This is a genomic window from Rhodococcus sp. UFZ-B548 (genome assembly GCF_903819475.1).
GTDB classification, from domain to species: domain Bacteria; phylum Actinomycetota; class Actinomycetes; order Mycobacteriales; family Mycobacteriaceae; genus Rhodococcus_F; species Rhodococcus_F erythropolis.
The window spans coordinates 104,794-118,488 of the sequence record NZ_CAIJDS010000003.1 but is presented as its reverse complement, the minus strand read 5'-3'; the positions used below and the strand labels follow the sequence as shown (position 1 = coordinate 118,488).

Genomic DNA, 13,695 nt, shown 5'->3' with positions numbered 1-13,695 from the left:
CTCACACCAGCAGACGCGAGGCGCTCAGCTGTCCATAGGTCTCGCTGACTACCGACTCCGCGTCATGGTCAGGGATCTCGAGCACCTCCGACACCGCCTGGACAATGTCACTGACGGTCCGGCCGTCACACAGTTCCCACACCAAAGTCGCGACGGGGTTGAGGTGATGGGCAACCTCGCTGGAACTGTCGTACAGCACGACACCGTCGGTGAGATCATTGCTCTCCACCGTCTGTGAGCGCTGAGGCCTCGCGTCTTCGAGTAGTTCCGTCAAGATATCTCCTTGTTCCAACCAGTCCGATATTCGTGTTGAGCTATTTGCGTTTGGGGTGGTGTCAGAGCGAGAAGCGTCGTGAGTATTCGGATTCGATTGCGCCCGAACGAATCAGGCTGCGTGTGGAGGCGATGCCGGGTGCGAGCGTCAGACACGTGAGCGCTCCCCCGGCGTTCGCATCCACCAGGTAGTTGCCCAAAGTTTGGTAGTGGCCCGCCCATTTTTCGAATGCTTCGGGGTCTACCTCCGGATCCGCAATCGCGTCCAGAATTCGTTCGAAGGCGCGCGAATGAACGAGGACGGCGTGAATTCCACGGTTCTCCGGACTGGTGCGCAAGAGCGCCGAACCGTCGATCAGCGCTCCGTCGGCCGATTTCGCGTCGTGTCCGAGTTGGACGACATCCCAATCGCGGTGATCGAGGTCTTCACGTGCGTGGTCCAGGATCGACGCAGCCGCATCCAGCAAACTCACGTCGTCAGCTGCAATGAGGACCGAATCCCAGCTCTTCTCGGTCGCCCGAGAAACCGCGCGACGCCATGAGACGGCAAAGGCCGCTTCCTGATTCATCACGTCCTCGAAAGCTGATTCTCTCTCCACCGCTGTTGCGCGCGGTAAGCGAATGAATCGATGCCAGGACGCCTTCCATCTGTCGATATCGAGGTCAAGATTCACGACGACAACACCGAGGTCCGACTTCGAATCCTCGACAGCCGGGGTGGGTTCTCCCCCTACTCGGGCAGGCGACAGTGGGCGATCGAGCACAACGTCGACTGCGCCCCGCTCGAGCAGATAGGTCGCCAGTGAAAAGTCGGACCGCACGGGTCCGTCCATGCTCCGAGAGAGTTCGTCTCGCAAGGTTCGGTATGCCGCGGCGCGAACAATCAGTGCAGCCCCGACCAGGTCTTCGCCGTGTGCGTGGATGACGGCCGCATCGGCTTCGGCGGGGAGGTCGTCTGTTATGTTCCGCAGCTTGTACATAACCGCGGGTTCGATCACGCGAGCCTCGTCCAGGAAGACCACCGACTTCCAGCCCAGCAGAATCGCCTTGTCGAGTCCGGCGACGAACGATGAGGCCGTCCTCCACCCATCCGGACCGTCGTCCTCCGCCGGAATGGCACGGTGAACGGTCAGTTCGATCGACTCGGCCTCCGCCAGGCATGAACGCCACGGAGCTACTCGGCCGTCGTCGCTGAGAACGATCACCCCGCCGAAGACCAACTCGGGTCGCTGGACGCTCAGTTCGGCACGGCGACGAATCTCGGGATACGAATCACCGAGGTACCTGGAGAACTGACGATGGAGTGAGTCGAGATCCCATCCGACCTCATTCCAACCGAGCAGGTAATTGTGAACGCGATCTTCCCAATTTATTCGATACGGGACACCCGCCGGGCGCTCGAATCGATGGTGCCAACCAAATGTCGGAAGGCAGACGACCTTTCCGCCGTTGATCCGGAACTTCTCGTGGATGTATCCCTCCTCACCGCCGAATCCGGTGAAGTGCGAGTTCAATCCCGGCCATGCCTCACGCCTGCAGGCAAATGAGCCGAGGCCCTGCATGATGATCTCGAAAGGCACGTCCGGGTGTTGCTTCGCTCGCGGATCAACTCCCCAGGAGCCGAACATTCCGTTGCGCCACTTGGGGTCCATGTGGGTGGCCGCGATGTGCGAGGAATCCTGGGAGAGCATCGGTCCCTGGATCAGATCGTCAGTTTCCGGATTTGCATCGAAATACGCCAGCAACGCCGACAACGATCCCGGTGCCAGGATCACGTGGGAGTCGAGGACCAGGACATACTTTCCGGTGGCCTTGCGGAACAGGACGTCCCGCACCGCAGTCGATCGAACGTCGGTGAACGGGATGTAGCGGAACCGATCGATGTAACCGGCAAACGATTCGAGCATCGGCGCCGGCAACCCCTCGGGGTTGTTGTCCAACAAGACGAATTCGACTCTGTCCAGAATCTCGCGATGATGGACCAGGATCGAGTGGATCGTGAAGTATGCGCCGTCGAAATCGTCGTAGGTCGCGATTGCAATGGTGAGGTCGGCAGATTCTCCGTGCGGCGGAGTTTCTTTCACCTGTACTGGCACCGCGCTCTGAAGCCTCTTCAGAGCGCGGTGCAGGGCGTCGTCGAACTCGGGCATCGGTCTGCTCCCTGGGAACCCGTGGCGTTGTATCGATTACGTCGGTTACGCAGGTTCCGTGGGATCTGTCGGCTTGGTCGGGCTGGTTGGGAACGTCGGCTCGGTGCGAGTGGTCGGCACAGTTGGGACAGTTGGGACGGTCGGCTCTGTCGGCCCGGTGGGCTTGGCGGTCGTCGTTCCACCCGAGCCTGACGAGCTACCGGTTGATCCGGAACCTGTGGAACTTCCCGACGATCCCGAACTCCCGGAACTACCCGAACTTCCCGACGATCCCGAACTTCCCGACGATCCGGGGTTGCCCGGCTCGTTTCCGCCCGGCTGGTTCCCTCCCGGAGTATTACCACCGGGCTGATTCCCGCCTGGTTGCTCGCCGCCTGGTTGATTCGGATTCTGCTGGCCACGAGTAGGAGCTCCGGAGAGGTTCGGCGTATCACCGGCTGCGAAGGCCGGTGCCGCACCACCGAGGCTGATCGATGTCACGACCGGAACAGTTACCGCCGAGGCCGCTAGAACTGTCTTGACGAACTTGCGTCGATCAACCGGAACATTCTGAAAAGCGTCGCCGCCCATAGCGTTTCTCCCATGCGTCCGAGACGAGGTCGTCCTCACTCGATGTCGGGCAAAACGCTAGCATCCTTACGGCAACTTTACAGACTGAACGCGCCGATATTTGACGGGTATGCGAATTTGAGTCCGGACTGCGCCGACTGTTCGGACAGAAGTACGGCGATCTCCTCCTGTTCAGGGGACTCGTTTGTCCCGGTCGACAACCGTCAACCGACCGGCATCTCCCACGGCGCCACCGGAAGAGTATTTCCGGTCTCGAGGTAGGACTTCAGATTCGACAGCACCGCCGACCATCCGCCCGCTACCTCCATGCGAGCCGATTCGTCCGCCAAATCGGTGTGCTTGACGGTCAATCGCACGATCGCGCCGAAGGCTTCGATGTCGAAACTCACCCGCGAGATATCGACGCCCGGTTCACCGTTCGGATCAGCCCAGGTGGTGACCAACCTCGACGGTGGGCTGCTTTCGACTACGGTGCCGACTACATCCGCGATGTTCGAACCGTCGATCCGGCGGTGCTCCCACGTCGATCCCGGCTGCCAGTCGGAGACGTTGCTGTGTCCCCAATACTCTGCAGTGGCCCCCGCGTCCGTGAGTGCTTTCCAGACGTTCTCGGCCGTACTGGCGATGTAGGTGACATATACAAAACTGGGCTTGTCGGTCATGGCTTCCTCCGCGAGTTTTTTGACGGCACTGAGCGCATGCAGGCGCGGTACCTCGAACTTGTTGATCCATCGCTCTCGAATCTCCTCGAGCGCAACGGGATTGAGATAGTGAAGTTTCGTTCTCCCCTGCCGCACCGTGCTGATCAGATTTGCATCCTCGAGCGCCGTGAGGTGTTGCGTGACAGCTTGGCGACTCATGTCGAGGCTCTCGCACAGCTCACCGAGCGACTGCCCGTTGGCTACGAACAGGCGGTCCAGCAGAAGTCTTCGCGTGGGATCGGCAAGTGCTTTGAAGGCTGCATTCATCCGGTCGTTCACAACTTCACGATATGCAAGCATTTGCTTGCATGTCAATGGTTGGGCGTGCCGGGTTTCGGAAGTGGGGATAAATAGGGTGTGATGTCTTCAGGCAGATGTGATCTGAATCCCGGATCGCACCATAAGAGAGGTTGGGCACATGGACTGGGCAGCAATTGGAGTGGGTGTCGGGTATGCCTCGGTGGCTCTGTCGATCCTGGTTTTCGTCGGCGGGTGCATCGCACTGTTCATTTTGTCGGTCCGCCAGTAGCTGACACCTCGACAAAGTGGTGAACACCCCCGGCGCGACGATGACACGCGTCTCGGGGTGATCGCCGCCGGAGGCTGCTTGATCGATTCGGACACACCGGCGCGCGTCGGACTGCTCGCAGAGAAGCTCGGCCGCGGTGGGACTACCGTAGGACTGTCGCCTAGAACTCGAGGAGTACGGAATGAGCATCCAGTCGGTTGAACCGCACCGCCACCGCGTAGTGGTGATCGGTTCCGGCTTCGGAGGATTGTTCGGCACTCAGGCTCTCAAAAAAGCCGATGCCGACATCACGATGATCGCGCGTACAACCCACCATCTGTTTCAGCCGCTCCTCTATCAGGTTGCGACCGGCATCCTCTCGGTCGGTGACATCGCTCCCGCCACGAGACTGGTGCTGCGCAAGCAGAAGAACGCCCAGGTGCTGCTCGGTGAGGTCGAGACCATTGATCTCGAGAATCAGACCGTGACCTCGCGTCTGCTCGAACGCGTAACGGTTACGCCGTTCGACAGTCTGATCGTGGCAGCAGGTGCCGGTCAGTCGTACTTCGGCAACGATCAGTTCGCGGAGTTCGCCCCCGGAATGAAAACGATCGACGACGCCCTCGAACTGCGCGGACGAATCCTCGGGGCCTTCGAACAGGCCGAACTGTCGGACGATCCCGCCGAGCGCGCGCGCTTGCTCACCTTCGTCGTGGTCGGCGCCGGCCCCACCGGGGTGGAGTTGGCCGGGCAGATCGCCGAGCTTTCCCGTCGAACGCTGGACGGCGCCTTCCGCAAGATCGATCCTCGTGAAGCGCGCGTCGTGCTCCTCGACGGCGCCCCTGCCGTGTTGCCCGTGTATGGCGGGAAGCTCAGCCGCAAGGCTGCCGAGACGCTCGAGAAGCTCGGCGTCGAGATCCAGCTCGACGCAATGGTCACCGACGTCGACAACGACGGTCTGATCATCAAGGAAAAGGACGGCACTCTTCGCCGCATCGAGTCGCAGTGCAAGGTCTGGTCCGCCGGCGTGCAGGCCAGCCCCCTCGGCAAGCAGCTTGCAGAGCAAAGCGGCGGAGAAACCGACCGCGCCGGCCGAGTGATGGTCAATCCTGACCTGTCGCTTCCCGGACACCCCAACGTCTTTGTCATCGGCGACATGATGTCGCTCGACAAGCTTCCCGGACTGGCTCAGGTCGCCATGCAGGGCGGCAAGTACGCGGCCAAGCAGATCAAAGCGTCACTGGATGGAAAGTCCCCGTCGGAACGAGTTCCGTTCAAGTACTTCGACAAGGGCAGTATGGCGACGATCTCGCGCTTCAGCGCGGTAGCCAAGGTGGGCAAGCTCGAGATCAGCGGGTTCATCGGGTGGGTTGCCTGGTTGGCAATTCACCTCCTGTACCTCGTCGGATTCCGTTCACGCGCCTCGACGCTCTTGTCGTGGGCAGTGACGTTCTTCGGGCGTGGCCGTGCTCAGATGGCGTCCACCGAGCAGCAGGTCTTCGCGCGAAACGCGATGGGCGAGTTGGAGAAGAAGAACAAGGAAGCGACGGAGTCCGGCAGCACTTCGAATGGCGAAGCCAAGAAGGCTGCCGGCAAGCAGCAGAAGGCCGCCGGCTGATCGATCAGCACCTGGGCGAATAACGAAGGGCGGCTGTGGAGTTGAACTCCACAGCCGCCCTTCGTTATTTGATCGACTGCCGCGTGGTCAGTTTCCGATCTTCGCCACCTCGGTGATGTTCGCGAGGCGAACCTGTCCCTTGGAAACGAGTCGGCCGTTCTCGTCGGTGATGCGAACTTCCCAGAGTTGCTGGGTGCGTCCGCGATGAATTGGGGTGGCTTCAGCGGTGAGAGTGCCCTCCCGCGTTGCGCGCAGGAAGTCGGTGTTGTTGTTGACTCCGACTACGTGTCCTCGCTCGCCCAGCCACACGGTGCCGCCGACGCTGGCGAGAGACTCCACCACCGAGCAGTACACACCCCCGTGCTGTATCCCGGCGGGCTGGTGCAGCGTGGGCTTGACCGTCCATTGCGCCCTCACACGGTCTGGGCTCAGTTCGGTGTATTCCAGGCCGATGGTGGCGTCGAAGCCCGTCCCGAGCCGTTTCATCATCTCTGCGGTCTCAGCAGTGTCGACCATGCCATCTCCATCTGTGATTCTCTGGCGCCGGTGTGGCTGCCACTCCCTACCTGATTACACGAGAGGTAACTCGAGCTAGGAATCAGGTCTGGAAAAAGAACCGGCGGGTTTCCCATCATTCGATGGGAAACCCGCCGTGGGAAGGACCGGGAGTCTCTGCAGCCCTCAGGACTCCGGCGCGGTCCGGCAGTTTCGTCACTCTCGCGTCGTGTAGCTCTCTGCGAGGTGTTCCACAATCATAGGCAAGGCTGACCTAATTTAGCAAGCCCTTCGTCGAACTGGTTCCAACGAGGGCGTAGCGAGACCTTGCGGCGCGCACGAACCGGCAGCCCGGCGGCGACAAAGGCGTCCAGCAGTCCCTGCCCTCGACGCTGAGCGGCCGATTCGCCCTCACCGGCCAAGATGGGGACGTAGGCCGCTGCACCCAGGATCGACTCCCCTACCAGGCCCCAGAATCTGAACTGGTCGACGGGCGCACACCTGGCGACGGCGTCATAAATGGCTCGGAGTGAAGTCAGGCAACGGTGCGCGGTCCAGACAAGGAGCGCTTCTTCACACGGCATGTCGACGACGCCGTCACTGCCGGACTCCCGTCCGTTGGGCGCAACGCGCAGCGTTTCGTCGACCACGCCGGCCCAGTCGATCCCGCCGTCGCTGTCCATGTGGATGAACAGGTTCTCGAGCCCCGGGTCCCATGCGGACCCCTCGGAGACGATCGACGCGGCCACCCTGCCGACCACGGCATGAATAAGTGACGTGGCAACCTGGATCGCCGCAGCTTCGGCGCTGTCGAGATCTTGAAGTGAACGGGCGAACATCTGATGCACCCGATCCCCGCACAGGCCCTCGCTCAGTTGCCACCAACGCCGTTTACCTTCGCCCGCCATGGCGGCAACCGCGTAGACGCGCGGATAGTCAGGGTTGAGTGCTCGTAGGCGAACGCTGGTGCGGCTCAATGCGTTCGACCGGAGTTCGAATTCACGAACATCCGCATGCTGGGTGGTCAAGGTGATGGTCACCGTGCACTCCAATCGGCCGAAGTTGTCTTGTGGTTCTTAATGTAGGTTAGCCTCACCATAATTCAAGAGTAAAGAACTGTGACGCTGGGCACCGCATATTCACAGGAACGTCCCCCGCAGGAAGCGCACCCGCATAGGGTTCCGTAACCTAAGATGCGAATTCCCTGCGCACCAAGACCAGGAGCTCGAACCGCCAGTGACGATGATCAAATCTCTCGGGAACGGACATCCCCGAGGACCCAGCGAGACGTACGGACGGCGCATCGTGCCGCGCGGCCCCGCTCCTGTCCGAATGCGTGTCCTGGCTGGACTTTTCGACGCGGCGGTGTTCCTACTTCCGTTGATCGTCGGCTGGTACATCGTCCAGTCGCTCCGTGACGACAACGGTGGCGGCGAGGCCGATCGAGCAGTCTTCGGCGGGACAGCAATAGCGATCGCCGTCGGTCTCCTTGTGTGGAACCTCGGATTCCGTGAGGGGGCCACCGGTCGGACCTCGGGGAAGGGATGGGTTGGCCTGGTCACGCGTGACGCGACCACCAAACAGCCCATCGGTGTCCGCCGGGCTCTGCGCAGACCGTTCGACCGAAGCGGCATCGAGGTGGTCCGAGAAAGCACGGCCCGCGACGAGGGCTTCGAAGAACTCGCACGCGACAACAGTGTCGGTGCAACTCGCCGGCGCCGCCTGATCGGACTCGCGGTCCTCACCGTGCTGCTCGCGCTTGTGATGCTCGCGAGTATCGCGGTGGGTGCTCGTCCACTGACGTTCGCCGAGATCTTCCACGCGCTCTTCAATTCGGACGGAACTCAAACGGACATCATCGTGCGGACGTTGCGCGCCCCACGAACGATTTTGGGTCTTGTTGTCGGAATTGCACTCGGTATCGCCGGTGCCTTGATTCAGGGACACACGCGCAACCCGTTGGCGGATGCCGGTCTACTCGGCCTCAACGCAGGCGCAGCGTTCTTCGTGGTCATGGCGATCTACCTCTTCGGCTTTACGGCACCGAGTCAATACCTCTGGTTCGCGTTCGCAGGATCCTTCGTCGCCAGCATCGTCGTTTTCGGCTTGTCTTCCATCGGAAACGGCGGCGCAAGTCCTCTGAGTCTGGCTCTGGCGGGCGCGGCCGTCGCATTCTTCCTGCAAGCCATGACCAACGCCGTGATAATCCTCGACCAGACGAGCCTGGACGCCTACCGTTTCTGGGTTGTCGGGTCGGTGTCCGGTCGCGGGTTCGACGTCCTCTGGCAGGTCCTGCCGTTCCTGATACTCGGATTGGTCATCGCCTTGGCAAGTACGCCGGGGCTCAACGTCCTCAGCCTGGGTGAAGACGTCGCAAAAGCACTGGGAACTAACATCGCGTTCAGTCGCACACTCGGCATCGTCGCGATCACCCTGCTGACCGGCGCCGCCACCGCGGCGTGTGGTCCGATCGCGTTCATCGGTTTGGTGGTCCCTCACGTGGCCCGGGCCATCACCGGACCCGACTACCGCTGGCTGGTCCCGTACGCGGGCTTACTCGGCGCGGTCATGTTGATCACCGCGGACATCATCGGCCGCGTGGTCGTGCGCCCTGGTGAGTTGCAGGTCGGCATCATCTTGGCCCTGTTCGGCGCTCCGTTCTTCATCGCTCTCGTACGCCGCAGGAAGTTGGCAAGTCTGTGACGCTCAAGCAGGAACTCCGGGTACTCCCCCGGACCGTCCCCTCACGTAAGTCGATCCGCCTCGGTGGATTCTCGCTGGTCTACCGCCCACTCGCGGTGTCGGTGAGCATTGCCCTCGCAGTTGCGCTGTTCCTTCTGCTTTGCATCAACATCGGGCGGGGCGACTATCCGATCTCGATCCCCGATGTCATTTCGGTCCTGCTCGGCAATGGCAGCAAGACACAGAACCTGATCGTCTTCGACCTTCGACTTCCTCGGTCGCTCACCGCGCTCTTCATCGGTATGGCACTCGGCATTGCCGGTGCGGTCACCCAGACGATTGCGCGCAATGCCCTCGCCAGCCCCGACATCCTCGGAATCACGGCTGGATCGAGTGCCGCCGCAGTGGCACTCATCGTACTCGGCGGGGGTGGCTCGTTCGTGGGACTGCTTGCCACACTGGGGATTCCGTTGGCTGCGCTCTGCGGCGGCCTACTGACAGCAGTGGTGATCTACGCCTTGGCGTGGCGCAAGGGCGTCGAGGGGTTCCGCCTCATCCTGATCGGTATCGGCATCAACGCCATGCTGGTGGCAGCGACGGGATGGCTCCTCATCTCGGCGGACATCAACGACGCTTCTCGTGCACAGGTGTGGCTCAACGGTTCACTCAACGGTGCCACCTGGAATCAGATGTGGCCGGTCGCAATCGCCGTCGCAGTAGTCGGCGGCTACGCGGTGATCGCATCGTTCACCATGGGAGCACTGCGGTTGGGCGACGACAACGCAACCTCACTCGGTGTTCGCTTGCAATCATCACAGGCCAAGTTGTTGCTTTCCGCCGTGGCACTGGCCGCCATCGCGACCGCAGCAGCAGGTCCGGTCGGCTTTGTCGCCCTGGCTGCGCCACAGGTCGCCATGCGTCTGGTGCGCTCCGCCGGCCCGCCCATCGTGGCTTCCGCGCTGACCGGTGCTGTACTGGTGGTAGGCAGCGACGTCATCGCTCGAACAATTCTGCCTGTGGAACTCCCCGTCGGAATCGTGACTTCCGCACTGGGCGGCCCGTTCCTGCTCTACCTGTTGGTTCGTAACAATCGGAAGGTCACAGCATGACCACCATCGCCCAGTCCACCGATGCTCCTTCGCGTCTCGTCGCGCAGAATCTGACGCTCGGGTACGGGGATCGCATCATCGTCGACGGACTCGATCTCGAGATCCCCACCGGCGTGATCACGACGGTCATCGGACCCAACGGTTGCGGCAAGTCGACGCTCTTGCGCGCGCTCGGTCGTCTGCTCAAGCCAAAGGGTGGATCGGTCATCCTCGACGGCAAGGCGATCAGTTCGATGAAGACCAAGGAAGTCGCGCGGGTGCTCGGAATGCTCCCCCAGACTCCGGTTGCGCCGGAAGGGCTCACCGTCGCCGATTTGGTCTCACGTGGGCGCCACCCGCACCAGTCGTGGATCAGGCAGTGGTCCGCGGACGACGAGGGCGAGGTCGCCGAAGCGCTCGAGCTGACCGGTGTCTCGGATCTCGCCGATCGGCCCGTCGATCAATTGTCCGGCGGTCAGCGTCAGCGAGCCTGGATCTCGATGGCTCTCGCCCAGGGAACCGACATCCTGCTTCTCGACGAACCGACTACCTATCTGGACCTCGCACACTCGATGGAAGTCCTCGACCTGGTGGATCAACTCCACGAGGAAATGGGGCGCACCGTGGTGATGGTTCTGCACGACCTCAATCTCGCGGTCAGATACAGCGATCATCTGATCGTGATGCGCGACGGCGCCGTCGTCGCTTCTGGTGTCCCCAAGGACATCATTTCCGCGGAACTTCTGCTCGAGGTGTTCGGTCTCGAAGCCGCGGTCATCGACGATCCCGTCTCGGATCGGCCGCTGATCGTTCCGATCGGAACCCGGCACGTGTTCGGCGCCGTCGGCGGGCCGGCAAAGCCTGCGTGACGATCGCGAATCAGCGACCCAGAATCGTCCGAACGAGTTTGAATCCCTGACCGATCGTCACGGTCGGCAGGTATGCCCGTCCGACCGCGTTGCCGATGCTCGGCAACGCGGCTGGATCGGCGAATGTCATGTGCATCGGCACGTACCGCGGCTGGAACTTCGATTTGAAGGCCAGCAGCGATCGAAATCCGTACACCGGTTCAAGGGTGCGACCGAGTAGGTCGAGCACGCTGTCCATCATCGCCGAGAAAGTCGTGGCCTCCGGTTCGTTCGCATTCCTCTCGGAGTCACCGGCGATTGTTGCCAGCGGTGCACCGGACAGACTGAGGAACTCGACGCCCTCCTCCTCCAATTTCAGTGCAGCGGAAGCGATGAGGAACTCCATCGCGGGACGGAACCCTTCGGAGCGTCGCCTCATGAAGTCGAGTGTCCACCCGACGACTTTGCCGTCGCGGTACACCGGTAGCCACGACGTGACACCGTGCACGGTGCGATCCTCGTCGACCGCGATCAGGCATCGCACTTGTTCGTCGTCGACCTCGTCGAGTCCGCCGAGGGTGAATCCCATCTCGGGCATCCCCTTGTCCGCTACCCACTCCTCCGAGATCGCTACTATCTGATCCTTGATCGCGAGAGGTGCATGAGGGAAGGAAATCCACTCGGCGGTGATACCGGACTTCTTCGCCCGGTTCAGTGCTGTGCGCACGTCCTGGAACCGCTTTCCTGTGAACGCGACTTGTCCCAGGTCGAGCACGGTTTCCTCGGCGACCTGTAGACCGCTCCAGCCCATCGAATCGGTGATGGTTCGGGCGTCGTCGGTCACGGAATAGAAGCAGGGAATCCAACCGTTCGACGACGCGAACTCGGCGAACCCCTCGATCGCTGCGCGCATGCGATCTGGAGGACCGACCGGATCACCGGTGGTGAGAGCAACGCCGGCGATGACGCGATACGCGACGTAACTCGAACCGTCCGCGCTGAACCAGTACGTGTTCCCCTTCCACGTCGTCATCCACGACAACGGGCTGCCGGTACCGGCGATCAACATGGATCGCGCTCGTTCGGCGGCTTTGGGATCGGCGGTCTTGACCGGCTTGAGGAAACTCACGAATACCAACACGGCGGCAACGCCCCAGAACACGACGCCGGTCCACTCGAAGAGCAACGTCGACTCGATGTCCACGGGAAGCAGGCGCGGGTCGATCAACTGCAGGTACACCGGCGGTACAAGGCGCTGTGGGAAGTCCGCGAGCAGCAACGTGACCGTGGGCTCGCGGTCGAACCCGTGCCTGGCGAGCATTCCGCCGCCGACGTAGATCACGGCGAGGACCGCGAGCAAGGTCACGATCGCAGCACCGAGACGTCGATACGTCTTGGCCGGGGCCGCGACGTCGAAGTATCGACGTGTGGCGATCAGCAGGATCAGCACGAAGAGCGGTGTCAGGAACGGCACCAGAGTTCGATACACGTTCGGATCGCTGATTCCGTAGAACAAGCTGTCGCTGTCGACTGCGTCGACGAACCTGATGACGAAGTTCCCGATCGAGAGGACGAGTAAGACGACCTGAGCACAGACAGTCGCAATCCAGGCGAATCTGCGGCCACGACGGAGCCCATCGCTCAACACCAGCACAAAAATCGACGGCATCAACGAGAGCAGAGTCGGCCCGATCCCCGAGAGTCTCAGCTCGAGGAGGCCGCGTCGGCAGTCCGGATCCGACGCGGATTCGGCGCACAGCTCACGTACTTCTGCGACAGTCCAGGGAACACCACGGAAGAGATCGCGGAGTACGGCGAGTGGGCCAACCGCCTGTGGGGACAGCGCGGCGATCATCGGGCCGATCGCACTTGCCGCGACGACGATGGCGACCAGGACGCGGCCCTCTCGCTGTGTCCCGGCGATGCGTTCACCGCGAGCCGATCGTCCGACGATCCACTGTCCGATGACCAAACCCACCACAGCGGCAAAGAATCGGATGACATCTTGCAGCTGACCACTGAACAGGGCCAAGGTGATGGTCAAAGCCAGGGTTCCGACGCGGATGCGGCGACGCCACAATGTCCCCATGTTCGAGCTGGCGGCCATCGCGGCGCCGACGATCCACGCGCTCGCGCCGACAGCGGAGCCGACATGGAGGCGGAACCCCCAATTGGAGTCGAACACTTTCACGAAGGATGCCCAGCCGAGCCCGAGCAGAACTCCCAAGATTTGAGTGCTTGCGCCGGCGATCGCCAGCTTGATCGTTCCCATCCGCCGTTCGAGGGGTGCAGCGACCGCAATCAGGAGCACGCTCGCGCCGATGTACCCGAGCAGGTTTCCTGCCCACAGCGCGGAGCTCAGTGGAATCCAGACATGTCCGTGCTGGATCGAGCCCATTCCCGCACCGATCGTGTGCTCGAGATCGCGGGACGGTCCGTGAACGATGCTGCCGGTTACGGCGCCCAGTATCCACATGGTGAGAAGTAGGACGACGGTCAAGGGTGCGTCGCGAATGCCGAAACGGATGATGCCGGCAGCTTTCTGCGTGACTACCCGCGCCCGTGATGTCGATTCTTCGGTGCCCGGCGAACTGTCGATCGTCATCTACGTGCGGCTACTTTCTGCGGATCGACTGTTGGCTTGCAATTATCGGGCATCGTCATTGTCGGGACTTTGGTCGTCTCACACCACCGTAACCGTCACGCAGATCACTATGGCCAATACCACACCCCCACCGAGGCGGTTACTACTACCAGTAGTA

At 61.9% G+C, this 13,695-nt stretch carries 11 protein-coding genes; 5 read left to right on the top strand and 6 right to left on the bottom strand.

The window, feature by feature from the left end; genetic code table 11:
* Position 1 precedes the first annotated feature (1 nt).
* Positions 2 to 274 (bottom strand): PqqD family protein, encoded by a 273-nt coding sequence (locus H7C86_RS05170; protein WP_020969628.1) that lies wholly within the window; start codon positions 272 to 274, stop codon positions 2 to 4.
* A 61-nt stretch (positions 275 to 335) separates the two neighbouring features.
* Positions 336 to 2,423, bottom strand: a complete 2,088-nt coding sequence (locus tag H7C86_RS05165; RefSeq protein ID WP_182261189.1) for a glycosyltransferase — start codon at positions 2,421 to 2,423, stop codon at positions 336 to 338.
* Positions 2,424 to 2,481: 58 nt separating this feature from the next.
* Here H7C86_RS05165 and H7C86_RS05160 point away from each other — a divergent pair, with 58 nt between their 5' ends.
* Positions 2,482 to 2,775 (top strand): hypothetical protein, encoded by a 294-nt coding sequence (locus tag H7C86_RS05160; protein WP_070386236.1) that lies wholly within the window; start codon positions 2,482 to 2,484, stop codon positions 2,773 to 2,775.
* Between the two features lie 421 nt (positions 2,776 to 3,196).
* Here H7C86_RS05160 and H7C86_RS05155 read toward each other — a convergent pair whose 3' ends face one another.
* Entirely contained in the window at positions 3,197 to 3,994 is a 798-nt protein-coding gene (locus H7C86_RS05155; RefSeq protein ID WP_020907765.1) for a metalloregulator ArsR/SmtB family transcription factor, read from the bottom strand.
* A gap of 410 nt (positions 3,995 to 4,404) precedes the next feature.
* Between H7C86_RS05155 and H7C86_RS05150 the strand changes: the two genes are divergently transcribed.
* Complete coding sequence (locus tag H7C86_RS05150) at positions 4,405 to 5,820, top strand: NAD(P)/FAD-dependent oxidoreductase (protein ID WP_019748456.1); 1,416 nt, start codon at positions 4,405 to 4,407, stop codon at positions 5,818 to 5,820.
* Positions 5,821 to 5,907: 87 nt separating this feature from the next.
* Here the strand turns inward: H7C86_RS05150 and H7C86_RS05145 are convergent, their stop codons facing one another.
* Entirely contained in the window at positions 5,908 to 6,336 is a 429-nt protein-coding gene (locus H7C86_RS05145) for a PaaI family thioesterase (protein ID WP_020969625.1), read from the bottom strand.
* Positions 6,337 to 6,572: 236 nt separating this feature from the next.
* Positions 6,573 to 7,355 (bottom strand): hypothetical protein, encoded by a 783-nt coding sequence (locus tag H7C86_RS05140; protein ID WP_020907762.1) that lies wholly within the window; start codon positions 7,353 to 7,355, stop codon positions 6,573 to 6,575.
* 202 nt (positions 7,356 to 7,557) lie between these two features.
* On the opposite strand from H7C86_RS05140, the gene H7C86_RS05135 reads away from it, so the two are divergent.
* From H7C86_RS05135 to H7C86_RS05125, 3 genes are read left to right on the top strand one after another with little or no spacing between them, the layout of a single operon-like run.
* Positions 7,558 to 9,018: an iron ABC transporter permease gene (locus tag H7C86_RS05135; RefSeq protein ID WP_019748453.1), complete on the top strand. Its 1,461-nt coding sequence runs from the start codon at positions 7,558 to 7,560 to the stop codon at positions 9,016 to 9,018.
* Positions 9,015 to 10,106, top strand: coding sequence for an iron chelate uptake ABC transporter family permease subunit (locus H7C86_RS05130; protein WP_019748452.1), 1,092 nt, complete (start codon positions 9,015 to 9,017; stop codon positions 10,104 to 10,106). The genes H7C86_RS05135 and H7C86_RS05130 overlap by 4 nt, the downstream gene beginning before the upstream one ends.
* Positions 10,103 to 10,954 (top strand): ABC transporter ATP-binding protein, encoded by an 852-nt coding sequence (locus H7C86_RS05125; RefSeq protein WP_020907760.1) that lies wholly within the window; start codon positions 10,103 to 10,105, stop codon positions 10,952 to 10,954. The genes H7C86_RS05130 and H7C86_RS05125 overlap by 4 nt, the downstream gene beginning before the upstream one ends.
* A 10-nt stretch (positions 10,955 to 10,964) precedes the next feature.
* On the opposite strand, the gene H7C86_RS05120 is transcribed toward H7C86_RS05125, so the two are convergent.
* A complete protein-coding gene (locus H7C86_RS05120; RefSeq protein WP_182261188.1) occupies positions 10,965 to 13,538 on the bottom strand; it encodes a bifunctional lysylphosphatidylglycerol flippase/synthetase MprF in 2,574 nt (857 codons plus the stop codon).
* Positions 13,539 to 13,695 lie beyond the last annotated feature (157 nt).

Coding starts and splice junctions, on each gene's coding strand:
- H7C86_RS05120 (WP_182261188.1), bottom strand. CDS start 13,538: ATGACGATCGACAGTTCGCCGGGCACCGAAGAATCGACATCACGGGCG.
- H7C86_RS05155 (WP_020907765.1), bottom strand. CDS start 3,994: ATGCTTGCATATCGTGAAGTTGTGAACGACCGGATGAATGCAGCCTTC.
- H7C86_RS05150 (WP_019748456.1), top strand. CDS start 4,405: ATGAGCATCCAGTCGGTTGAACCGCACCGCCACCGCGTAGTGGTGATC.
- H7C86_RS05145 (WP_020969625.1), bottom strand. CDS start 6,336: ATGGTCGACACTGCTGAGACCGCAGAGATGATGAAACGGCTCGGGACG.
- H7C86_RS05135 (WP_019748453.1), top strand. CDS start 7,558: ATGATCAAATCTCTCGGGAACGGACATCCCCGAGGACCCAGCGAGACG.
- H7C86_RS05125 (WP_020907760.1), top strand. CDS start 10,103: ATGACCACCATCGCCCAGTCCACCGATGCTCCTTCGCGTCTCGTCGCG.
- H7C86_RS05165 (WP_182261189.1), bottom strand. CDS start 2,423: ATGCCCGAGTTCGACGACGCCCTGCACCGCGCTCTGAAGAGGCTTCAG.